Origin of the sequence: Leptospira ilyithenensis (assembly GCF_004771005.1) — a bacterium.
Classification (GTDB): domain Bacteria; phylum Spirochaetota; class Leptospiria; order Leptospirales; family Leptospiraceae; genus Leptospira_A; species Leptospira_A ilyithenensis.
In genome coordinates this window covers 43,558-67,970 of the sequence record NZ_RQHV01000052.1, presented here as the reverse complement: position 1 = coordinate 67,970, position 24,413 = coordinate 43,558, and the positions used below count along the sequence as shown (strand labels likewise).

The window sequence follows — 24,413 nt, the reverse complement described above, 5'->3', positions numbered from 1 at the left end:
CGTAATAAGTTGACAGAGTCTTCGGGCAAAATAGTTTGACATTAAGTTATTTAAGAATAAGAGGTTTGAAATGAATTTACTTTACCGTTTGCTTGCGACAAAAAAAGACATTACTTTAACTATAATCCGGGTGACCCTCGGGATCGTGATTTTACCTCACGGAGCTCAAAAACTTTTGGGTTCTTTTGGTGGTTATGGTTTTGACGGAACTATGGGATTTATGACAGGACAATTGGGAATTCCTTCAGTTTTTGCTTTCCTTGCAATCATTGCAGAGTCTTTCGGAGCACTTGGACTCATTTTAGGTCTTTTCACTCGCCTTGCGGCTTTCGGAGTATTTGCAACCATGCTGGTTGCGGCATTGCTCGTTCACCTTCCAGGCGGATTCTTTGCTCCGAACGGAATTGAGTATTTTATCTTAACTTTCGGATTGGCAATTCCTGTAATCATCAAAGGCGCGGGATCATTCTCCCTTGATGATTTGATTTCTTCCAAATTGGAAAAATAATATTCCCACCTAACAAACATACTCTGCCAAACAAAGGTTTCAGAGCATGTTTGTTTTTTTTCAAAAAACGGCTGATTCTTATATAAATGATTTGAATAATGTTTCGCAATAATCTCCTTCTATCTTTTTAGTGTTTATTAGATAAACACTGGTCAGGAAAAGAGAAATGAGTAGTTTAAAAACAATTTTAGCATTATTAGATGGAGCAGAATTAAAAAATTGCCCTTCCCCCGAGAGTATCGAAGTAGATAAAGTGTTACCTCTCACTAGTAAAAATGCAAAATTTATTTCTTTTGTTTCTTCCAAAACATTCATAAACGATGCAAAGGCTTCGGAAGCAGCGGCAATCCTTGCTTCCCCCGAACTTGCGGAACTCATCCCTGACAAAGTTCTTATCGTAGTTCCTCAGGTCGAGCTCGCTCTTAGCAAAGTATTACTTCATTTTTCACCCCTAAAACAACCCGATGGAAAAATAGCGACTAACGCAAGTATCCATCCCACTGCAAAAATAGGTGAAAACACAACTATTGGAAATTTTGTTACTATCGGCGAAGGTTCCGTCATCGGAAAAAACAGCATCATCGGAGACGGTGTCAAAATCGAACATAACGTATCCATCGGTGACGATGCAAGAATCGGAATGAACTGTGCATTTTATCATGGAACCAAAATCGGAGACCGATTTACAGTATTTGCCAATTCCACTTTCGGCGGGGACGGTTTCGGGTTTGTATTTGCCAACGGAAAACACAACAAACTGCCGCAAGTAGGCAAAGTGATCATCGGCGATGACGTGGAAATAGGTGCAAATTGTACTGTAGATAGGGGCGCAATTACTGACACAACGATCGGAAACGGATGCAAATTCGATAACATGGTTCACATCGCACATAACTGTAATGTGGGAAACCATGTTATCATCGCGGGTCAATCAGGACTTGCAGGAAGCGTAACACTCGGAAATTACGTGATCATCGGCGGCGCTTGTGCGATTAGCGACCATTTAACGCTTGTTGAAGGGACGATCATCGCTGGAGGATCTTCCCTCCGCACTTCTCCCAAAACAAAAGACGTATATATCGGTTGGGATCTCGGGCTAAACTTTCCCGACTTCCAAAAATATAGAGTGAACATCAAGAACATAGTGGTCTTGAACAAATGGATCAAACGAATCAAAGAAGTTGAAAAAAAATTAGGAATCGATCTCCCCGATCCGAATTAAAAGAAGTTCGAAGTTTTAATGAGGTCCCAAGCCGTAGCTTATAGTATTTGGAATTTGAGTTTAGGTTTGGGCATTCTAATCTGGCAGGCGAAATCCTATGCTTCGGCGAACAGTACATACCGTTCGGAAATACTTTTTACATTCGCAATTGCATTATTTCATTTCATCTATTCCATCCGGTTTTGATACAGACGGCTTCTTATTCGGGCCGATCCATTTGGTGGGGATTCATTTTCTCTTACTTGCCTATTACAATCTAATCGCTGTTTTTTATCAGATAGAGCCTTTGATTGAAGCAGGTATGAGAGGAGGAGGTTTTACCTGCGTATTTTTGCTAGCGCTTGTTATCTTAGGAATATTATCTCCGATGGTACTGCTGATTCCTTTGGTAGACCTCATCAGTGTTGTTTTTTTGCTTGGGAAAAGATTGATTCGGCGTTAGAATCTGTTTTCGAAAGATCCATCCAAGTAGACGGCAAAAGGAAAGACGGACTTAAGAAGCGAGTAGTCCTTGTATTGATTGAATCAGAATATCTTGGGTCCAAGGTTTTGCCAAAACCACTTGCGCCTTACCGATGTTTTTTGCTCTATCAATCGACTCGGGATCGGCCTGACCAGTAAGTAAAATCTTTTTGATTTTGGGATAGGTATTGTTGATTTTAATGAAAAACTCATCCCCTTTCATTCCAGGCATCAACCAATCGCTGACTATGATCACAATGGTTTCATCGGGACGCTCATATTCATCTATGATTTCGATGGCTTCTTCAGCGCTCTCCGCAGTCTCGTAAATATAGGACAACCCGAAAGCAGATCGCAACTGTTCTTTCAGTGCCTCCAGAATGGAAGATTCATCATCAACGCATAAAAAAACGGACTTACTCATATTCTGTTCGGAAGGATGACCGCAAATGTCGTTCCCTTTCCCTCTATACTCTCAAATTGAAGAATCCCGTTATGTTTGTCGACGATTCTTTTTACTATATCCAAGCCAAGTCCTGTCCCTTCCCCGCGAGCTTTGGTTGTAAAAAACGGCTCGAAGATCCTGGATTGAATCTCCTTTGGAATCCCCTTCCCTGTATCGGTAAAGCTGATGGAAACCGAATCTTCATTAACGATCCGGTAGATCCGAATGTTCAGACTTCCTTTGAAGTCCATTGCCTGCAAAGCGTTATGAATGAGATTCGTCCATACTTGCGCCAATTCATCAGGGTAACCGTAGATCTCGGAAACCTCCTGAAATTCACGAATGACTTCAACACCTTTCTTTGTTAGGTTCTGATAGATAAGAAGTACAGTTTCAATCGAATCCTGAATATGGACCAAAGATTTTTCTTCCTTATGATCTTGGTGAGAGTATTTCTTCAAAGCAAATATGATCTTGGAAGCCCTCTCGACGGCGAGTTTGATATTGTCGGAATTTTGTTTCTGCCGGACGATTTTATGAGCAAGAGTAATCAAATTTTGATCGGTTTGATCCTTGAGAAGCAACTTCCAATCTTCCAGATTATCGTAGCCTCCCAGATCAACTAACATATCGGAGATGGAATCAATGTCATTTATTCCCAAACCTATTAAGTTTTCTATAATTGTTTTCTTTAAATTTCTCTTTTCTTTCGAGCTGAAATACACCGAAGACTTGGGATGAGAAACCAACTGAAAAAAACGATCTCGAATCTCTTTGGTTTGAAAATTGGACGGTTCGGGCAATGTCTGTAAAATGTATTCCATTCCATCCGCTAAATTTTCAACCGATGCCTGGATGGCACCCAATGGAGTATTGATCTCATGCGCGACTCCCGCAACTACTTGTCCCAATGCCGCCAGTTTTTCGGAATGTACCAGCTGGGTTTGAGTTTCGTTTAATTTTTTCAAAGTCTGATTCAGTTCCAGATTTGTTTTCTGTAATTCCAAATTGGTTCGATTCAGATCTTTGAATAATAAGGAAATTTTTTCTTTGGAGATCCGAAACGCTTCCGCAAGAAAACCGATCTCATCCTTGGATTGATACGTAACGGACAAATCCCAATTTTGATTTCCAATCCCGATCGCTACCGCCTGCAATTCGGTAATTGGTTCGCTTACTTTTTTGCGAATGATAAACGAAGAAAGAACAAGAGAAAAAATTACTGATAAAACCAGAATCAACATCAAAACAATCAGAAAGATACTTTTTCTCTGATACTCCTTAACCGAATTATCGGTTCTTTTTTCCAGTTTTTCAAAGAAACGGTCAATCGGTTTCATGATTTCTTTCTTATCGCTATGATATTTGCCATCATGCATCAAAGAAATCGCCATCTTTTGGTTAGGTGATTTTCTGATGACGAAATTTCCTTTCCCGTCATCATATAATCCTTTCATTGCGTTCATCGCAATGTTCTCGGTAGAAACGAGGCTATCCGAATTTTGCTGCGCTTGTTTTAATTTTTGAAATTCATCGTCCGTAAAACCCAAGTCCATCATCATAAAACGAAGCGGTTTATTTTCCGAGTATGGCCTGGGACGAACCTGAGAATCCAAAACAAGATCCCAATAGATTCTTTCATAATTTTCCGGTCGGGGTTTTTCTCCGTTGCGAATCGCAAGAATTTCCCAGAAAAAATCTTCATACATTTTATTTCCGGTAATCACATACGTGCGGGCAAAACGGGTGAGGTCATCCGAGGTTTGTCTCAACTCATCTGCGACTTTATACGACTTATATCGAATCTCCTGGCTCTTTGCCAATTTGGATTGAGTGTCAAAGAGCAGAAAAGTGCATAAAATCAATAAACTCAGTAAAAAGATATTGAAACCGAACAAAATGGAAAACATGGATTTGAGTTTCACAAGGTATCTTTCCTTTTATAAATCGATTGCCACCAAACAGACATCATCTTCCGGATCTTTTTTGCCGATAAATCGAGCAAGTTCGGAAAGTATCGCATTCAAAAAAACTTCCAATTTGAATTTGGAATTTTCTTCCAGAATTTCGGGTAAGACCGCTTCAAAATAAACTTCCTGATTTACATGCCTTCCGCTTTTCGCTTCGGTCAATCCGTCGGTATAAAATAAAATCCTGGTTCCTTTTTCAAACTTGGCATCAAAACTTACGTATCCTTTGCCTTTGGATTTTCTTACGGCACTGCTTTGCACTCCCAAAGGAAAACTTCCCTTTTTCAAAGGGAAAAGTTCTATCGTATTTTTATAAATCTTAAAAGGCATCGGATGACCTGCGGAAGAATATCTGACCGTTCGGTTTTCCAGATCAAACAAGGAATACATCGCTGTTACAAAACGATTGTCTATATAGTCCATAATGGAATCATTTACAAATTCCAGAAACTGGGCAGGGTTTTCCTTCAACTCAGGACTAGCTTGTTGGATCGTACTTTTCATAATCGCGGTAATAAAAGCGGATGGAACCCCGTGCCCTGCAACATCACTAATAAATATGCCAAACTGATTTGAATTTGGAAATTTGATGAAATCACAAAAATCTCCTCCAACTTCATCTAACGGTTTATAGGCGAATGCAATTGATTCGTTAGGATTGGAAGAAGGCAATAACTTCTTCTGTACTTTTGCAGCCATAGCAAGTTGATTGCTAAGGGTTTTATTTTTTGATTTTACCTTATCCGATTCCAACTCCAAAGCATGTTGGATTTTTGATTTTTCGGTAATGTCAAACACACTCAGCCGGAATATAGTTTGATTTTCCGTAGGAAGAAAAATCTTTCTACCGGAGACAAGACAGGTGATCCGGTCTCCACTCCTTTTTAAGATATCCAATTCCTGATCGTTTAGATTATTTCCTTCAATTAGGTCTTTGAGAAATTTTTCAAAAATGATTTTGTTCTCTTCACTTAATACATCCTGAAATGTTATTTTTCCGACCATCTCCCTTTTGGAATACTTCAACCAGTCCAAAAAAGTCACATTCGATTTTAAAATTAGTCCTTGGTGATTTACCGTCAGATAACCGCAAGGAGAGTTATTGTACAAATCATCCATCTCTACATATTGATTTAATATCTGATAGTCTTTCTGCAGAAGAATTTTGGACTTTGCTCTCAGCTCGAGTATAGTCATTATCCTTTGGGCAAAAAATTGGAACATTTCTTTGGTCCTGGCGGTTTCTTCCACTGCGGAACCGGAGAGAACGGAGAGTACACCAATTGGTATTCCCAGTTTCGTAATGATAGGATATCCGATATAGTAGGAGTTTGTTGCACTTGATAAATCGGAACAAACTTCCGGAACAACTATCAATGTTTCCCCTCCCTTTTTTACCTGCAAAACATAAGGTGTTAAGGAGGAAAGAGATCCGTTTTTCAAGCCGACGCTATTGTCGAAATGAACCTCTTCTATACCAAGCCAACTAATAAATGCTATCTCTTCCTTTATCGAATTTGCAAAAAAAACAAGTATCTCCTCCAATTCTGGAATGGGGGAATTCGGAGGGAGCTGATAGATTCGAAATGCTTCTAAAATTTGAGAATTTTCATCTATCATGCGAATCTCATATCAATTTTACCCGGATTCGATTTTCTTGTATATTCGTTTCATTATGAAGCGAGGGCTCGCAGGACAAAATTTGTCCCAAAATCCGCTAATCCGCTCCTTTGTTTTCCCTGCCGATCAATCTCTATTCAAAATGCCTAAAAAATTGCACTCTTCAGTAAATTGGCTGAAAAACAGAACGAACTAACCTTTGTTAAATTAAAAGCAAACGATCGTTATCCTTAAGTATAATAGGAGAACCATATCTTACCCGGAGACTAAAGCTCTCTCCCAGTCCCGGATTCGGTTTTCTACTCAATTTTCTGAAGATCTCTCCGGGTAAGTTTTTCTTGCTTTTTCCTTTTCTTGTAAATAAATTGACAATATAAAATTGATAGATAAGTAAATTATCTTTCGTCGAAAAAGACATTCGGAAATAGGAAAGATATGGAAAAGAACTCCCGTCCCATGGACCACATTACAAATACGGAACAGAAAAACCACGTCATTCTCAAATATTTAATCAACCAAGAGATATTGGTTAAGATGAGTGATCTGGATCAATCTGGAATGATTCTAAAAGCTGCCCCGGGGTCGGATGAGATCGTTCTGCAACTTCCGGAAGTTTGGGACTTCTCTTTGAAAGAGCCGATTTTTTTATCCAAAGTGCTCGCCCGATACATTGAAATTCAATGTGCCTTTATATCCCAAGTAGACGACCACCAAGTCAAGCTAAAGGTGGAAAAAGTCGCTATTGCCAAAAAAGACCGCCAAGCTCCACGTTATCCGGTTACCGAAGAAGGTTTTGTCAACATCACAAACATCATTAGTTCCAAGACCATTATAGAAGCAAATATGTTTAATATTCCGACTCTTGTACGTGTGAATTTCGAAGAGTATGAAAAAAAGCTAAATCAAAATCCGAATGACTTTGTTTCCATCAGTGTATTCAAATCAGATTCGGAAAGAGCCTTTGAAGTCGTCAAACGCACTCAGAAGATTTTGTTACTGGAAGATTGCAGTGATTTAAAATCGTACAACAACCCGGATCCGAATTACATAGATTACGAAGAAGAGATTGACGATCATTTGGAAGCTGCTATCCAAAAATACAGAGATAAAAAAACCGCATCGGAACTGATTTTTCCAATCATCTATACAAATGAATTGGAAGAACAAATCCCTATCGGATACGTTTGGGTACAGAGCAAAGAAAACAAAATTACAAAAGATTATGTTAGTCGGGTACAAACGTTGATGGTGGAAATGGTAGAAAGAATCAAAGACGCAAATTTAGCCAGGTCGGAAGCCCGATTTCCAGTATTGGATATTTCCACTACAGGACTTAAAATCAAAATCAATGACTCCAATTTGATGATGACTTTACCGAAACAGAAAGGTTTTTTATTTGATCTGTTTTTCAAAATGCAGGCGCCATTCCATGTATTTGTCAGAGTCGCTTGGTGGAGAAAAGATGATGAGGGCAATCTTATTTTGGGCGTTGAATTTTCAAATAAGTCAAGAACCTATTCTGAAAAACAAAGGTTCGAACAAAACATTGAAGTCGTAAAACAAATAGGTAGCGCAGCTTAATTAAATTCCCATAAAATTAGAGTGGAAAATGAACTGAACCCTAAGATCTTTGATTTGATTTCACTCTTTGGGAGGACTACTTAAAATGAAACGAACGTATCTGTTTTTCTGCTCATTCTGTCTTACATTTCTAATACAAAGCCCGATGATTTCTTCGGAAAAAGATCTGATCATTCAGGACATTAAATTGGGTACAGGAAAAGAAGCTTATTCCGGTTCAAATGTTACAGTCCATTATGTTGGCAAACTTTCAAACGGGGTGAAATTCGATAGTTCCAGAGATCGGAAAAAACCATTCGAATTCAATTTAGGAACAGGTGAAGTTATCAAAGGTTGGGATAAAGGGGTAAAAGGAATGAAAGAAGGCGGAGTTCGCAAGCTAACCATCCCTCCCGAATTGGGTTACGGAGCAAAAGGAACAGGATCCATCCCACCTAACTCTACTTTGTTTTTCGAAGTTGAATTGATAAAAGTTTACTAAATTCGAAACTATCCTACAACCAACGCACAAATGCAAAATCTGTGCGTCTCTGGCTATTTTATATACTTGGAATATCCTAACTCGATCTCTCGAATTACAAAATTAAAATAGTTTACCATATCTTTGTCGGAATGATACGCGCTTGCTTCCTTGCGGTAATATTCCGCCAAGTTGTCCCGAAACAAAGTCGTTTTTAAATCCGCTTTGCCAACAATGATTTCTTTGGTACGCCCTTTTATTTGTAAAGCTTCCGGAATTCGAACCACGGCAGAGATTTGCAAAATAGCGTGCTCTACTTCGGAAATGATTTTTTGATCGTCTTTTTTTCTCTCTTGTGCGGAGAGCAGATTTTTGATCTCACTTAAATTTTCTTCAATCCGGTTTCGTAGTTTTTTAGGGTCATACACCTTATCAAGAAGATGATTGTATTTTTTAGGATAAATAAACGATTCGGATGCTTTGATAAGAGATAAAAACCGTTCTTCCTGGGCAGAATGATTTTTTGCAGAACTTTTATCTTTGTTTGTTTTTTTGGAATCGTCTTTTCGCAAAACATAAGCCAAGATCACACCGAGCATGATGCTCGCAAACAAGCCTGTGAGTAAACTATTCAAACGATTGAGTGCAATTGCGATAATCATAGAAAGAACCGAACCGGAAAGAGCCGTGATAATCCCTACGGGAAGATTGAAATTTTTTTGAATCTCAGCAAGATTAAAAGCAGAAGTTTTTGTTTCCTCCTTTTCGATTTCTTTTTTAGGGGAGGAATCATTCGGTTCTTTATTTTCAGAAAGCGTATCGAAATTTTCATCTTTTCTCTCTTTCAAAATCCTTTTGATTTCTTCCAGAAAAACCAGATGTTCCTTATAGACAGGATCTTTCAAAGCTAGATCTTTCGTATTCATAACAACATCGGAAAAATATTTTTGGTCTACCGCAACCAAAGTTCCTTTATCTAATTCGACTCCGGCAGTAGTTACTCCCAAAGATTTGGACAAACCAGCTTGCAACTGTTCAATGGCAGATTTCTCTTCAAATTTCGGTAAAGATCGTAGGAATTGAATTTCTTGTTCCAGATTGATCAAACTGAGGCTAAGAGTTTTCTCCGTATGATCCATTACCCTATTTTTGATTTTAATTATGATTTCCGCTATTTTAGTTTCCAAAATATCTTTGCCTTTGGATTGGATTTCATTCAAAAGTTTTTCCAAAATGGCAATCGAAGCAAAACAAGAATCTTTGACTCTTTGCAATTCATCCGATTTGATCTGATCGAAAGGAAATCCTTTTATAAGAAAAATCAGTTCGTACGCAAACTTCCATCCGCCTTCTACCAATCTCTTTCCCGAACTCGGAATCTTTGTCTCCAAATCCTCAATCTGATCCAGGGCTTTGAGTATTTTATTTTCTTTGGCAAACTTCTTGAGATAATGAAACGAAAAACCGGAAAGCGCGTCCAACTGCACGGCAATGTGTTTGAATAGAGTGTCCAAGAAAGAATTTTGGGATAAAACGATATGATAGTTTTTATTTATTTCGTATAACTTGGAAGAGGCGCTAGCATAACTCACCAAATCTACGATAAAATCGGGAAGGGGAATATAAAAATAAGGCTCAAATCCTTTTTTCAGAATGAATTCAGCATCGGACTCAAAAGAAAATCCGTTCGGATTTAAAAACAAAATCCCTTTTCCATCCCGGTATAAAAGTCTCGCCCCCGGTTTTTCTTCGTCGATAACGGTTTCCCTGGAAGCAAAATTTTTCATCAATATGGCAATGATGTCTTGGGAATATTTAAAACAGGCTCTACGGTAAGGAATGATATCCGTCTTTTCCTTGTTTTGTGGAGCAACTAATGCGACCCGAACGACAAGTCCTGTATCAGTCTTAAGAAAATAAGGATAAAAATAAACGGATCTGTCTTTAAATCCGTTTCCAAAATCGGAAAGTTCTTTCAAGGCTTCACTGATCGCTTCCGGAGTTTTGTGATTTTCAGTAAGTTGAACCGCTTTTAGCAGAAGTTCTGAAATACTATCGAGTGTTAAAAGAAGAGACGGAGCTATTTCGGAACTACCGTGCATCGCAAGCCTTTGATGACGCACTCGCAATTCTTCCAATATCAATTGCGCAGTAAGAGAAAATCTCCCTTGGTTTTTGGGTAATCCTAAAATAGCAGCCCCGGAATTCCATTCCTCTTTTTGGGAAATGGTAGAGTCTTCTAAGGAAAAATTCTCTAAAGGATTTTCTGAGCTGTCTGGCATCGGATTCGGTCGGTTCCAATGTGATTTTCACAATAAGACCGCAAAATTCAAACGATAAAAATATTTATTTTATCAATTTTCAATTAAAAAGAACTGCAAAGGAGGTATTTTTATCGTTCTGTCTTAGTTACGGTTTGTAGTTCTTTGCATCATCAAGGCATTCGGATTGAAATACAATTTTATCCGTTTTGTTTATGTAAGACTGGACAAAGTTGACAATACTGTTTTGCGACTCCACCTGATAGTACATTGCGCATTTCGTATTGGTACAGTGTTTTCCATTTGCGGTATCCTGGTGGGTTGAGGAAAGAGGAATTCCTCCGTTTACAAATCCCAAAGCATGACCTATTTCGTGAATGACGGTAACCTGCTCTGCAATCGGTCTTGTAGCCGTAGAAGAAATATTTACCACATCTTTAAAAACTACCGTGACAGGAGTTCCGGAGATATTTACGCCTATCGTCGACTGACTTGCGGTTCCGTTATCACTATAATATCCGCGAACAAAAACTAAAAAAAATCTTGCAGTCGTATAATCAGACTTTTGCGATTGGTATTTTGCGCTCAAAGCAAGTATATCGGCTATGCTCCAAAGGGATTTATTTTGCGAAGGAATCGACTTCATATTTTCCAAGCTGGAAGGAATTGAAAATCCGACCGAATAACCTCTGTCAGCAAATATTGCCTTTAGATTGTCTTCCGTAACTGACCAGTAGGAACTTCCCCCTAATACAAAGTTGCCGATTTCCGGCTCTGCACCCGGTTCGTAAGCAACTTCCAGATTTAACTGCCTAACCGTTGAGAAATATACGGAAGGACTGTCCGGGTTTTGATAACTGCGCAAATAATACAGAAGCAAAATTCCGAGGCCATCATTTTGACGCTCCGGTTCTTTCTGGCAATTCGACAAAAATGAAATTAATAGGGAAAAGATAAGAATCGTTTGTTTTAAGTTTGAAGTTCTAAACATCTTTCCAGTATAAAGGGTTACCGAAAACAGTTCGTCCAATCCGAACAATTTGGACTAAAAAACGAAATTTCACTGGATTCTTTGGGTTATTTCTAATTTTAGTGAAATCAAAATGACTTTCCCGAATGAAATTTATTTAACATATTTATTGTTCTTTTTCAGCGGATTGTCTTTGCTTTTCGCAGTAGGCGAGATTTCCTTACGACCCAATTCAAAAAAAGAAAAAAGACTTTCGGCGATTTTTTTAATTCTTTCTTATTATTTTTTTCATTCGTTTCTCTTGTTTTCCGGACATATACTTTCCGTTCCACTTCTTCTTTTGACACCTCTCCCCTTCGTCACTTTACTCGGACCTTTGGTGCGTTCTTATATCTCTTTGGTCTTGAATCAGGAAGACCTTTCCAAAAGAGCATGGATTTTAGGATGCATTCCCGTAGGAATCGTGGTTTTGAGCTTAATGCCTTTTATGTTGAGTGATGTTTCCAAAAAAGATTACTTATGGAAAGAAGATGGTATGATTCGGATCTTCGCTCCCCGGAATGTGAAGATCGCTCTAGTGATTGCATTTTTCTCTTTATTCGTTCAATTTGCATTCATTGTTGTCAAAGTGTTTACAAACATACGTTTTGTTAGGTTTCGTTCGGAAGCAAACTTGCGGATTGTTTTTTACATATCCGTTTTCATTTTGTTTATCGTTCTGGTTGTTACCTTACAATTGTTTTCCTTCGTAAAAATTGGACAAGGAGTGCCCCTGATCTTTGTAGGAATGATTCCGATTTTACTATATCTGATAAAACAACGTTATCCCGAACTTTTCCTTGAAGTAAAGAGAGTTGTTGAAGAAGAAAGACAAATAAGAAAATCCCATTTAAAAAATCTCGATTTGATAGCTATCGGTAGAAAGCTAAATGATCTATTGGAAAGAGATAAAGTATATCTGGATGAAAATCTGTCCTTGGCAAAACTTTCTTCCTTTCTTGGAATCACGACTCACAAATTGTCCGAATATCTGAATTTGGAAGAAAAAACCCAGTATTTCCAACTGATCAATAAATACAGAGTGGAGGAAGCAAAAGAAAGGATTTTAAATCATCCCGAAGAAACCTTTTTGTCCATTGCCTATTCTTCCGGGTTCAACACCAAATCCAATTTCAATCAAGTATTCAAACAACTTACGGGCGTTACTCCTTCCGAATTCAAGAAGGAAAAAAAATCTAAAGATCGGTGACACAACGAACATTATGTGCTCTTCAATAAATAGTAATATTAAGAGATTTAAAAATCATTCCTAACGTGGCGGTGACAGTCGTACTATTGCCTACCATCGCATTAAAAGTGAAATTCGCAGATATTTGATTTTGTGGCACTGTGACGACCGCAGGCACGGTTCCGCTAACTGAGGGGGATAGAGTCAAACTAATCATTTCACCTCCCGACGATGCGGGAATATCAAGATTTACCATAAAGAGAAGGCCGCTTCCGATCGGAACGGAATTGTTTACAGAAGTCATGGAAGCAAGCTGAGGAGTTTCAGAAGCACCTACAACTCTGACCGAAGTAGTTCTAGTCACACCATTATAAGTTGCGCTCAATGTAACCGCCAAGTTTTGCACAATTCCGGTTAACAGCACGTTAGCGCTTGTCTGGCCGGTTAAAATGGTTACACCATTATTTGTAACAGACAAACTTGAGATATCACTTGAATTGATTCCGATGACTGTATCCGACGTAGCTGGACTTGACATTGTTAAAGTTAGCTGGGTAGGAATAGTTCCGGAATTAACGCTACCTACACGAATGTAAGTCGAACTTGTATTGAAATCAATTGATACGGGAGGTGTTCCTATATTATATGCGGTTGACGTTATCCCTGAAACAAGTCCTGCATTATCACGGGCGATAAATTTATAAGACGTTGTAGTATTATTCGGTGTAGCTAAACTTCCCGTATATAGACTACCGTTTGTGATTATCCCCGATACATCAAAAGAAGGATCCGTTCCATTCGTTGTATAAGCAATTTTTTGACAGCCCGAAGTCGCATCCGTACAAGTTGCAGTTACAAATTGTACAGGGTTATAGGTTCCTGAACTCGGAGTGACGGCTATGGCAGGTATTACACTGTCTACGGTAATTGTAGAAGCGGAAGTTCCTACATTATTAATAAGATTGCTCACACAAATATTAACTTTTCGAGCACCGTCTGATAATTGAGCACCCGCACTGACTGTTGTTGCTATCGCAACGCCGTTAACAACGGATCCGCTTACATTAGTGCCTGACGCAAGTATTCCGGAACTGCAATCCGATCCGATTTTTATTGTATAATTTCCACTCTTATCGGATTGCCAATTTAATTGGGGGCTGACCCCTCCCTGGATGGTAGATCCTGGCAAGACCGAGTTGATTGTGATGGAGGGAAGAATCGAATCAACAATATAGGATTCGGTATATAACACGGATACATTACCCGCTGAATCACAAGATTTGAATTTTAATGTGGTTATAGATGCATCAGGTGTAACAACCGCCGAAGAATATAACAAACCGTTTGTGATTGCACAAGTAGAATCGAAAGCAGGTGTTGTTCCGTTTGTCGTATAGGCCATCCGAAAACAACCGGCACCCCCGACATCACCACAATTCAATGTTATATTTTGTATGTTTCCATAACTCCCCGATGAAGGAGTCACCGAAACAGTCGGTGCAGTATCATCGCGAACAAAAGACTGGGTAATTGCTCCCGTAACTCCGCTACTCACGACACAGATACGATAAATATTGGATCCAATCAACAAGTCACTGGATGCTGTAAGTGTACCGGAGCTTTGATTGGTATTTGCAATTACAGAACCAGAATTGATAACCGTTCCGGTAGAACAGTTTGTAGCACCCTTACGAATCGAATATGTCCCCGCTTTCGTCGACTTCCAAACGAACTGGGTTGTATTGATCGCTCCCCCATTTGCGCTCACATAAGTAGATCCCGAGGAAACTATACTTACTTGCGGTCCTGTTGAAGCCACATAAGGATCTTCAGAATTTGAAATACCATCTCCATCAAAATCTTCGTTTGGAAAAACGGTGCTCACCGGATCATGACCAAGTACTGCTACCAATTGATTCAAAAAAGGACCTAGTACAGAAGCATTTGCTTGGAAATAAGCGCCGACACTCGCATAACCGTTTGCAGCAAAATCGGAAAGTTCGGCAATTACGTTATTTGCGATGTTCGAAACAGGAACAGAATTGGAAATGACACCACTTGCGACAAGCCAAACCTGAACCGAAAGGCCAACGCCAAAAGAAAAATGTTTCACTTCAACTACGATCTTGTTTTGAGCGTAGTCCACAGAAAGTGTATTCATCTTTTCTAAAGTAGAATCGTTTTTTACATAATAAAACGAGATTGCCCTTTCCTCAAACCCACCCTCAGTCATCTGACCTTGGTCATAATAAATTGTAAATGAAGCTGGTTTAATAAATGTTAAACCTTCCGGTTCGAATTTATATACTGCTGTTCCTTTTCCATATCCTTCCGGTATGTTTCCGATTGGAGAAGCATCTTTTGTGACCGTAATAAGTCTTGTTTCACTTAGTGCTCCGGAGGGAACTTCCAAACTAAAACTTCCGTCAAGGGATTGAACTACCCCTCCTTCAGTTCCTACGTTTGCCGATGAAGAATTCCCGGAAGAGGAAGATGAAAAGAACAAAGCCAAGAAAGGAATATTGGAAAGCAAAATTGATTCGGTTCTTTTAGGAATTAAAAGTTCAGTGCAGCCTGAGAAAGATGTAATGAGAGTGAGGATTAATATTGATATGTGGGATTTCACGATTTTCGCCTTTGCCCAACTCCTTAGAAAAAGGAATCGAAACAGAATGTTAAATTGACCTACTTTTTACTAGCTGTCAAGCGCAAGGGTGGAGATTACCCACGAGCCTTTCGCTTTTTTCCCGAACCGCATACGGCAAAGAAACTATGATAGCATTCCCTGAAATCGTCCCGGTATAAGTTTTACTGAGTCCGTTCATAGTGTTGTCAAAAAGAAACGAGGAAATCGAATTTGTTTTCGTCCCGGAAGATCCAACTCCGCAATTGGCAGTCGTATCCTGAAGAATGGATTTTGTAATCAGGGTTAGGTTGTAATTTTCCGACGACGGATCACAGGGGTTTCCTATCTTAAGGAGGCTGCAACCAAATCCGAAGGACAAAAACAAAAGAATAAAAATGAGCCCATATTCAACCTGTAAAGAGTTTGCGGGGAAATTCGCTACTTTCATGTTTTGATTTTAACCTTGAAAAATCATCAGTCAATAACTTTCAGTCGGTATTTTTTTCGGATTTTCGTTGCAAAATCCAAAAATACATCTTCTAATTATAAAGTATGTTCCTCGGAAAAAAAAGATTATCCTTTTTACCAATCCCTTCCTTGATTTTTCTTTTAGTGCTGATAACAGAACATTGTCGGCCCGGTTTCGACAACCCTGCAGATCCTTCCAGTTTGGCATTTTTCAAAACAAATTTGGTTTCCACATATCTCAGAAGTTTGATTAAGGATGCGGAACTTGTTGATGCGGAAGTGCCCCAATTCTTAGCAATGCTTTATCTGAAAACCGGTCCAAGCGAAACAGGAATCAAAGTTTGGAACGTTGACCCGGAGTCCGGCCAACTAACAAGTACAGTCGGGATGCAGGCGGTTCCGCCCAATGCCCCGGGTAATAGCCCGGTTAACTTAAAAAGAGTTCCGAAAAGCAGGGAGTTGCTTGCTTCTTCCGGCTTCGGATCACCATCAACATTCAATAAAATTTATTTTCTCAAAATTCAGGACGACGGATCCGTTTCAGAAACAGGATCTTCTCCTTCCGGTATTTTGCCGAATACGATTACACCTAACATATCAGGAACGAACGTCTACGCCACTATATCGAGCAGCACTACCAATGTCTATCTTTACCAAAAAGACACATCTGGCAATCTAACTCAGAGTACATTATCATCGTATCCCTTCGGGACTTATTGCAGTCCTTCTTCGCTTCTTGTTTCGCTGACAGAACAGAATATATTCATCACCAATCCTTCTTATTTGAGTATCTATTTCCAGGATACTTCAACCGGCACGGTAACTATCGGTTCCGGCAGTCCATTGGCCATGCCCGCTGCACCAACGTTAAACGACAATCTGACATTACATCCTACAAGAAATTACGTTTACACCACCATTGCCAATATCGCGGCTCCGATTATAGGTTTTATCTACAACCAGGATTCAACGGTAAGTGCAATCCCGGGATCTCCATTTACACCTTCTAGTAGTTATTCGGCAACTGCCACGTCGAGCAAAACCTTAACAATCGATCCTTACGGAAGATTCGTTGCTTTTGCCTATTCCGATTCGTCAGGCAACAGGCTTCAACTTTTGAAAGTAGATTCATCCACAGGCACACTCAGTCCTACGGGATTTCCCATCGGTGTGGGGAACGCTCCCGGAGGCTTAACTTGGGATGAAAGCGGTAGATTCATTTATTTTTTTTCCGATACGGGTGCAGCCAGTAGCGAAAGACAACTTGAGGTTTACAAAGTTGCGTCCACAGGACAATTGACTGCAACTCCCGGATCTCCTGTTATTCTAGGAACCATTTCTTCATTCAGTCCGAGAGGACTTGTTTCCGTTACAAAAACAATGAAAGTCAAACCGGGCGAATATCCCTGATCCGAATATCCAAACCTTCTTCGATCGCAACCGGAATTTCGATTTTTTTCTATACGATTTATTTTTTCTCCGGCAATCACCTACCGGATGCGGATATTTATTATCATTCCGCAATCGCAAAACTTTACTTAAATGATGGATTCGTAAGAACGCTCGGCTGGCCGGAATTCGGAATACAAAACATCGCATTTACGGATTATCATTTTCTTTTTCATGTTTTTGAAATGCCTTTTTTGTTACTTCCTCTTTCGGAAACAAACTCGATCAGAATATTTTTACTTGTTTGCCTAAGCTTTTCATTGCATCAGATGTATTCTTTTTTAGAAGAGGAATCGGAATCCTTTTCCGCTTTATTCGCATCTTTATTCTTTACATTAGGATCTCCTCTTTTTACAGGAAGACTGCTTTTCGGAAGAGGAATCGTTTTGTTTTTAGGATTCATCTTTCTTTATCTCAGAAAGTACAAAGAAAAAAAATGGATCCATGTTTTTCTGATCTCCTTTTTTTCGGTTTGGACTTACGCAGGTTTTCCAATTCTATTCATCTTCTCTTTTTTCTTTTTATTGGGAGACTACTTTAAAACAAAAGATTTAACATATAAACCTGTTCTTTATACGGTTTCCGGTTTAGCTTTAGGAATGATCTTTCATCCTTCTTTTCCCAATCAGTTTGAAGGATACTTTTTAGAACTGATAGTCCAAGCCTTTCCTCCTGCAGATACCGAGGCAATTGCAGAATGGTTGGCCCCCGAAAGAAGTTTGATCTGGGGCGGTATTTGGTATTTATTGCTTTTTATCATTTATCATATCTTTCATGGAAATGAATTTTCCATAACGCAAAAGATTTTTCTTAGCCTAACAATCATTTATCTGATATTCGGGATTTCATCTTTAAGATTATTTGAATATTATTTTTTATTCGGGTATTTATTCTGCTTTAGCGGAAAGCCAAGCCCAAGGCAAATCAATTATGCGGGAATCGCCGCATTGTTATTGATTCTGTTTCCAATCACTTACGGAAAAATGAAAATACAGTATGAATTTACAGACCCGAATCCCGCGTTCAGTACTGCCGACTGGATCACAAAAAATCTGCCGGAAGAGAAAAAGATTTTTTTGTCTTGGGGGGATTATCCTTACTTTGTCTTTCGAGCTCCCGAAAAGAATTATTTATTCGGACTAAATCCGATTTATTCATGGGCCTATGACCAGAAAAAATATACGTTGCAAAGGTCTTTTTTTGAAGGAAGCAGTTTGGATTACGAACAGATTCCGGGTATTTTAGGTTATAAATATGCAGTTGTAAATCTACATTATTATAAGCCCGTCGCAGATGCTTTGAAACGCTCAAAAAAAGCGGAGCTTGTTTATGAAAACGAGAGATATCGGGTCTTTCGTATGATAGGAACTAATAAATAAAAGATCGGAAGTAAGATCAAAGCCCATGTGATCCATTTGGAACGAAAACCCGAAAGAGAAACATTAATCCTTTCCTTTCCATTAATTACTGCTAGCTGGTGTGAATCCGACTGATAAAGGGATTTCCCGTCACTCTCTTTCAATTCCGGAAAATATCCTATATTATGGAACTTCCAAGGATTTGTTTTTAGCTGCAAGGTTTTCAAATATGTTTTCATTTTTTCCTCTACATCAGGACTCCAATCCCATATATAAGGATCATTAGGCGGTGCAGGTACGCCAAGCAAAATGATATGGATCCCCTTTTGTGCAAATGACTTTGCATAAGCAATTCCGTCCAGACTGTATTTAGGATCAACGGAAAGAAATAGAAAACTTAAACTTTGTTTCAAATCATCATCCGAAAATTCGGAAGATGATTCCAGATTGACAATTCTTATGAGAATGTTATGGGAAACCAATCGGGCGAGAATCGTATTTGAATCTCTTAAAAAAACATCCGGTTTGGTTGCAGTCTTGGAGTGTAACCAAGAGTAGGATAAATACCCTCCCGGAAGATTCGGTTTTTCGGAAGGATAAAGCAATTCTACAATCAGAAACGGACCGGATCGAAATAGAATCTTAAAATCGTTCTTTCTATTTTTTATAAATTCATAAAACGCTCCAGTATGCCCAGTCAGATATCTCACTCCGGATCTTCTCAAAAATTCAGGCAGTTGAGCATTTTCATTATCACCCGTTAGGCTGGATACCCAGAGATTTTTCCAGGAGAGATTCGTTCCCCAACGGAAAGTATGCTCCAGTCCGAATTCCTCCCAATTAAAAGCGAGCGTCGGATACAACGAAGATTCCACAGTAAGACCCAAAGCGTTTCTAAGTCCGTGCTTTCTAAGTAAATTCGACCAAAAATGCGGGGTATCCAAAATAATACTCGTTCGAACGATTTCAGGAAATACAAGCGCCCCCTTAGGAAGTAGTTCCAAAGCTTTTTCGGCTTCATGAAGATGAAGTTCCATTTCCTTGGAAACATTCCGATCGGATAATACTTCTTTTGGTTGAAAAAAAATAAAATTTCTCAATGTAAATAAAAATAAAAAGACAAGTCCCCATTGCACGGGAAGTTTCCATTTCCAGCGCATCATTATATGAGTAACACCTAGCACAGATAACATGGAAAATCCTAAAAAGGCGGAATCGAATGCCCGGTAATTATGAATCATCAGACCTGGGATAATATATCCGAAAGTATTGTCCAAAGACAACCAAAGAAAAAAGAAGGTAAAAACAGTTGCATATCTTCTTCCGTTTCTATGTTTTAAAAACCGAACGCATAAGGAAACAAAACCGAATAATAAAAATATTGAGACGATTCTTCCGCTCAACAATAGTTCACGAATATATGCTATCAGAAAATTTTCGCCGTTGCCAGTAGACGCCAATGCCACATCATAAGCATCTTTTCCCAAAATCGACAAAAGAGGAGGATAAGTATATCCGTAAAATATTCCGCTAGTGTATCCGCTGAATTTCAGATAATTATACAGAATGGGAAATGATAACATCAGTATGGCGATAAAAAAGAAAAAATAGCTTTTAAGGTTTTGAAACCAATCTTTGCGAAATACGATCAAATGAAGCAAGACCGCCAGTCCCCAGAAAAAAGATGTTAGGAAATGCGTATATATAAGTAAGGAAGATATTAAGATAAACTTAATTCCTTCTTCCCTGGATTTGGTTTTACGAAAAACTTCCAAATGTGTGAGAGAAATCAATAAAAATCCATGAGCCAGCGAAGAGATGAAAGTTCCCTGCTGCATTCCGATCGCACTTGTTCCTTGCAGCCCGTCACCTGAATAAGAAAAGTAAAACAAAACAGACGTTCCATAAATAGGAAGCAGATAGGAAAGAGGAAGTCGGTTCAAAACAAATACATTCAAAAAACGAATGATTGAATAACTAAGAAGAGGGATGATCAAAAAAATACCAAACCCGAAAGCAAAAGGAAAACTAACAGGCAAGAAGATGGAAATAATATTCGTTAAAAAATAAAAGAAAGGAGGATAAAAGTAAAAAGCAGCGAACCCGCCGAACCAACCGTCGTCCCAGGCAAGAGAATCGAAATTTTCAAACGACTCCCGATAAACGTTTGCTAACTGGTAATGACCTCCCGTATCCCAACCGACAGGCTCCGCACCTGTAAGGTAATTGGAAAATTTCCAGAGGAAGAAGAGACCCAAAAAGAGAACACTGCCGATTTTTATAACATTTGATTTCAATACTGTTTACAGATGACGGGTTTCGGAAGGTTCGTTCATCCAATTATTATTCAAGCCGTCAGAAAATCTAACGGGGGTGTTTGCCAACTCCAAAGGTTCTGCATCATCCAAACTGGAAATTGAAATAGAGACATAATCCCCGCCGATTTCTTCCACATAACCCTTGGAGTAAACTCTGATTCCGCAGTTTTTGCAGAAATAATGTGCGTTGGATTTTGTTCCGAATTGATAGAAACTCAGACTATCTGCACCATTTAACAAACGAAAAGCGGTTGGCTTTGTAATGGTAGACCAGTTTCTTACCTTTTTGCAATAGGAGCAATTGCATTTCCCCGTGCCTAGACTGAGATCCAGATCCGCCTCGTATTTTACTTCTCCACAATGACAACTTCCGTGATAAGTTTTCAAGCTCATATTTTTACCTTTTGTCCGATATTCGGGTTTCTTTCCAAAAACCAAAGTATACCGGAATGTTCATCATTCTCAAATGCATTTTTTCGAATCTCCTGAATATCTTGCGGAAGGATGAAAAAAAGAGAATGAAGTGATTACGTTTGATTGACGGTGTATTACTCCTAGCAAAAAATTTCCAGAATGGTGAATGTGTTGGAAGATCAATTGCGAATTTGCTGGAAATGGAAGAGATTTTATTCATTCGCCCCCCTGCTTGCCTCTACACTGGTTCTAAACTGCCAGTCAGTTCGCTTTTCCAATGTTTGTGATCCGAATAACAAAGATTATACCCTATCAATTCTTTGGAAAGCGATTTCGGGGGATGTTTCTCCCCATTGCGGACGACTGCTCGATGCCTCGCTTTCTACTTCTAATTTTAAAATTGGCGGAGTTATCTCCGGGTTGTTGACAACGGAGCTAGTCCTACAAAATAATAAATCCGATGACATAGCGGTCGAATATCTGGGTAACTCTTTTCTATTTCCTACAAAAACAAGCTCATATAATGTAACGGTCAAATCATCTCCGTTAGCTGATTGTATCATTTCCAACGGATCAGGGAAAGCAATCGCCGATGTATCGAATATCTCCGTTAGCTGCTCTTTGAAAACTCTTTCGATTGCGGGAAATGTGACAACGATAGCGGGAAATTCCCAAGGATTTTCAAACGGTACCGGAACCTCCGCACTGTTCAATATGCCGCAAGGTTTGGCAAGTGACGGAACCAATCTGTACATTGCCGACAATCAAAACAATAACATTCGTAAGATGGATTTGGCAACAGGACTTGTCACATCGATTGCAGGTTCTACAAGTGCTTCTTCCGGTTTCGCCAATGGAATAGGTACAACCGCATCATTTAGCGGTCCGCAAACTATTTTCTATGATGGAACGAATCTATATATTTCCGATGTCTTAAACAATTTGATTCGAAAAATTGTTTTGGCATCAGGAGAAGTAACAACGATCGCAGGATCGGGAGCATCCGGCAATATAGACGGAATCGGTACAAATGCTACATTTGCCAATCCTTTGGGAATAGCAAGCGACGGAAAGAATTTATACATAACCAACTTTGCTTTACATACAATCAGAAAAATAGATTTAGCAACAAATTCAGTTACTACTATTGCAGGCATTGCAAGCTCTCCCGGAAATACGAATGGTAACGGTCTTTCTGCGCAGTTAAATTTTCCTGCCGACGTAGTTTTTGACGGAACCAACCTATACATTGCAGATTATCAAAACAATCAAATTCGCAAAATGGTTGTATCTTCCAGTACGGTATCGACGGTTGCCGGGTCAGGTACTGCGGGTGCTTCCGATGGCACAGGCCTTTCAGCAAGTTTCAATTTACCCCAAGATATATTAATGGACGGAACTTACTTTTACATTGCGGACAGACAAAACAACTTAATTCGAAAAATGGAGATTGCAACCGGTGTTGTCACAACAATCGCAGGATCAGGAACTGCGGGCAATGCGGATGGAAACGGAACCTCGGCAACCTTCAATACTCCACAAGGAATTACAACCGATGGCATTAGCCTCTATATTTCCGATTCATTGAATCATCGGATTCGCAAGATCCAGTAAATACTTCTTACTTGACAATGACCGATTTTAAATCGGAAATCAATACTTAGTAACTTATATACAATCTTTCCGACATGAAAAAAATAAAATACAAATCCGTTTTCATTTCAGACCTTCACCTGGGTACCTCACATTGCAAAGCTGCGTTGCTACTGGAACTATTTAAAAAAATTAAATTTGAAAATTTATTTTTGATCGGTGATATTGTAGACCTTTGGGCTCTCAATTCGCATTGGTATTGGAACAAAGACCATGGAAAAGTAATAGAAAAAATTTTAAAATACAGCAGAAAACGAAACGTAAATTATATCTTGGGAAACCATGATATGATTTTCCGAAATCTTTTGTTAAAGAATGCCTTCCAATTCGGTGAAATACCATTAAGCGATTACCTAATCTACAAAACGGTCAAAGGAAAAAATCTGCTACTCATCCACGGCGACCAGTTCGACGGATTTATGAGAAATTTAGGTTGGTTGTACCATCTAGGCGACAAAACATACGACCTTGTCGTTTTCTTTAACTCTGTATTGAATCGGTTAAGAAAATTTTTCGGAAAAGAATATTGGTCTCTTTCCGGATACTTAAAATCAAAAGTCAAAACCGTTCTTGCCAATGTTACAAAATTCGAATCCATCCTGGTTCAATATGCCAATGACCACAATGTAGACGGAGTCATTTGCGGTCACACTCATACGCCAAGTATGACCACGATCGGCTCAACCATCTACATGAATGACGGAGATTGGGTAGACAGCTGTACATTCATCGCAGAGTCGTTAGACGGCCGGTTTTATCTACTGGATCATAAACTAAAAGAGATCGCCCGCATCGATTAATATACAACCGATGGCGTGTTTTTTATGAAAAAATTGAATAAAATTTGTAAAATGTGATTGCATAAAGATTGCGCACAATTTAATTTTGAACAATCTAATTGACGGGCAACAACTCGCTCCCGTCCTACTGTAAGGAGATATTCAAATGACAAAAATCAAAGCGCTATATACGGCTCATGCAAAGGCTACCGGTGGCCGCGAAGGAACAGGTGCAACCGATGATGGAAAGGTGTCTGTAAAACTATCCACGCCTAAAGAACTAGGTGGCGGTGGAGGCGAAGGAACAAATCCGGAACAGTTATTTGCCATCGGTTATGCAGCTTGTTTTATAGGTGCATTGAAATTCGTCGGTGGTCGCGACAAAGTAGTAGTACCCTCCGATGCGTCCATCGATTCCAGCGTTGGAATCGGACCAACCCCTGCGGGTTTCGGGCTAGAAGTTACCTTAAAAATCTCTCTGCCAGGCATCGATCCTGAAACAGCTGACCGACTCATTGCGGAAGCTCATAAGGTTTGTCCGTATTCCAACGCCACTCGCGGCAATATAGAAGTCACATTAATCCGCGCCTAATCAAAACAAAGCGATCTTTACTCCTTGAT

General features: G+C 39.3%; 20 protein-coding genes. 11 read left to right on the top strand and 9 right to left on the bottom strand.

The genetic code is table 11. The features are described from left to right. Positions 1-70 precede the first annotated feature (70 nt). From EHS11_RS12660 to EHS11_RS12650, 3 genes are all read left to right on the top strand, one after another. Positions 71-508 (top strand): DoxX family protein, encoded by a 438-nt coding sequence (locus EHS11_RS12660; RefSeq protein ID WP_135764782.1) that lies wholly within the window; start codon positions 71-73, stop codon positions 506-508. Between the two features lie 166 nt (positions 509-674). Further along, positions 675-1,730 (top strand): UDP-3-O-(3-hydroxymyristoyl)glucosamine N-acyltransferase, encoded by a 1,056-nt coding sequence (gene lpxD, locus EHS11_RS12655; protein ID WP_135764781.1) that lies wholly within the window; start codon positions 675-677, stop codon positions 1,728-1,730. 97 nt (positions 1,731-1,827) lie between these two features. Further along, positions 1,828-2,172, top strand: coding sequence for a hypothetical protein (locus tag EHS11_RS12650; RefSeq protein ID WP_135764780.1), 345 nt, complete (start codon positions 1,828-1,830; stop codon positions 2,170-2,172). Between the two features lie 51 nt (positions 2,173-2,223). Here EHS11_RS12650 and EHS11_RS12645 read toward each other — a convergent pair whose 3' ends face one another. The 3 genes from EHS11_RS12645 to EHS11_RS12635 are packed head-to-tail and all read right to left on the bottom strand — an operon-like array spanning position 2,224 to position 6,227. Further along, positions 2,224-2,616: a response regulator gene (locus tag EHS11_RS12645; protein WP_135764779.1), complete on the bottom strand. Its 393-nt coding sequence runs from the start codon at positions 2,614-2,616 to the stop codon at positions 2,224-2,226. Further along, positions 2,613-4,562, bottom strand: a complete 1,950-nt coding sequence (locus EHS11_RS12640; protein ID WP_135764778.1) for an ATP-binding protein — start codon at positions 4,560-4,562, stop codon at positions 2,613-2,615. The genes EHS11_RS12645 and EHS11_RS12640 overlap by 4 nt, the downstream gene beginning before the upstream one ends. 15 nt (positions 4,563-4,577) lie before the next feature. Beyond that, positions 4,578-6,227: a SpoIIE family protein phosphatase gene (locus EHS11_RS12635; protein ID WP_135764777.1), complete on the bottom strand. Its 1,650-nt coding sequence runs from the start codon at positions 6,225-6,227 to the stop codon at positions 4,578-4,580. A 435-nt stretch (positions 6,228-6,662) separates the two neighbouring features. On the opposite strand from EHS11_RS12635, the gene EHS11_RS12630 reads away from it, so the two are divergent. Both EHS11_RS12630 and EHS11_RS12625 read left to right on the top strand, forming a co-directional pair. Then, the gene (locus tag EHS11_RS12630; RefSeq protein WP_135764776.1) at positions 6,663-7,808 is read left to right on the top strand and encodes a DUF1577 domain-containing protein; all 1,146 of its coding nucleotides are present in this window, start codon (positions 6,663-6,665) and stop codon (positions 7,806-7,808) included. Between the two features lie 85 nt (positions 7,809-7,893). Then, a complete protein-coding gene (locus EHS11_RS12625; RefSeq protein ID WP_135764775.1) occupies positions 7,894-8,289 on the top strand; it encodes an FKBP-type peptidyl-prolyl cis-trans isomerase in 396 nt (131 codons plus the stop codon). Between the two features lie 53 nt (positions 8,290-8,342). Here EHS11_RS12625 and EHS11_RS12620 read toward each other — a convergent pair whose 3' ends face one another. Together EHS11_RS12620 and EHS11_RS12615 are read right to left on the bottom strand one after the other, a co-directional pair. Beyond that, positions 8,343-10,550: a hypothetical protein gene (locus EHS11_RS12620; RefSeq protein WP_135764774.1), complete on the bottom strand. Its 2,208-nt coding sequence runs from the start codon at positions 10,548-10,550 to the stop codon at positions 8,343-8,345. A 127-nt stretch (positions 10,551-10,677) separates the two neighbouring features. After that, a complete protein-coding gene (locus tag EHS11_RS12615; RefSeq protein ID WP_135764773.1) occupies positions 10,678-11,520 on the bottom strand; it encodes a hypothetical protein in 843 nt (280 codons plus the stop codon). Between the two features lie 112 nt (positions 11,521-11,632). Between EHS11_RS12615 and EHS11_RS12610 the strand changes: the two genes are divergently transcribed. After that, a complete protein-coding gene (locus tag EHS11_RS12610; protein WP_135764772.1) occupies positions 11,633-12,748 on the top strand; it encodes a helix-turn-helix domain-containing protein in 1,116 nt (371 codons plus the stop codon). A 22-nt stretch (positions 12,749-12,770) separates the two neighbouring features. Here the strand turns inward: EHS11_RS12610 and EHS11_RS12605 are convergent, their stop codons facing one another. After that, positions 12,771-15,353, bottom strand: coding sequence for a chitobiase/beta-hexosaminidase C-terminal domain-containing protein (locus EHS11_RS12605; protein WP_135764771.1), 2,583 nt, complete (start codon positions 15,351-15,353; stop codon positions 12,771-12,773). A 76-nt stretch (positions 15,354-15,429) separates the two neighbouring features. Then, entirely contained in the window at positions 15,430-15,801 is a 372-nt protein-coding gene (locus tag EHS11_RS12600; RefSeq protein ID WP_135764770.1) for a hypothetical protein, read from the bottom strand. 104 nt (positions 15,802-15,905) lie between these two features. On the opposite strand from EHS11_RS12600, the gene EHS11_RS12595 reads away from it, so the two are divergent. Next, positions 15,906-17,231 carry a lactonase family protein gene (locus EHS11_RS12595; protein WP_135764769.1) on the top strand — a complete coding sequence of 442 codons (1,326 nt, stop codon included), beginning with the start codon at positions 15,906-15,908 and terminating at the stop codon, positions 17,229-17,231. Positions 17,232-17,455: 224 nt separating this feature from the next. Beyond that, positions 17,456-18,649, top strand: a complete 1,194-nt coding sequence (locus EHS11_RS12590) for a hypothetical protein (protein ID WP_135764768.1) — start codon at positions 17,456-17,458, stop codon at positions 18,647-18,649. On the opposite strand, the gene EHS11_RS12585 is transcribed toward EHS11_RS12590, so the two are convergent. Beyond that, on the bottom strand, positions 18,598-20,925 hold the full coding sequence (locus EHS11_RS12585) for a hypothetical protein (protein ID WP_135764767.1): 2,328 nt from the start codon (positions 20,923-20,925) through the stop codon (positions 18,598-18,600). The two genes, EHS11_RS12590 and EHS11_RS12585, sit on opposite strands and share 52 nt — an antisense overlap. Before the next feature lie 6 nt (positions 20,926-20,931). After that, positions 20,932-21,339 carry a GFA family protein gene (locus tag EHS11_RS12580; protein ID WP_135764766.1) on the bottom strand — a complete coding sequence of 136 codons (408 nt, stop codon included), beginning with the start codon at positions 21,337-21,339 and terminating at the stop codon, positions 20,932-20,934. A gap of 180 nt (positions 21,340-21,519) precedes the next feature. On the opposite strand from EHS11_RS12580, the gene EHS11_RS12575 reads away from it, so the two are divergent. The 3 genes from EHS11_RS12575 (at position 21,520) to EHS11_RS12565 (ending at position 24,384) form a co-directional block, all read left to right on the top strand. After that, positions 21,520-22,974 carry an NHL repeat-containing protein gene (locus EHS11_RS12575; protein ID WP_135764765.1) on the top strand — a complete coding sequence of 485 codons (1,455 nt, stop codon included), beginning with the start codon at positions 21,520-21,522 and terminating at the stop codon, positions 22,972-22,974. A 74-nt stretch (positions 22,975-23,048) separates the two neighbouring features. Next, entirely contained in the window at positions 23,049-23,813 is a 765-nt protein-coding gene (locus tag EHS11_RS12570; protein ID WP_135764764.1) for a UDP-2,3-diacylglucosamine diphosphatase, read from the top strand. 145 nt (positions 23,814-23,958) lie between these two features. Next, on the top strand, positions 23,959-24,384 hold the full coding sequence (locus EHS11_RS12565) for an organic hydroperoxide resistance protein (protein ID WP_135764763.1): 426 nt from the start codon (positions 23,959-23,961) through the stop codon (positions 24,382-24,384). Positions 24,385-24,413 lie beyond the last annotated feature (29 nt).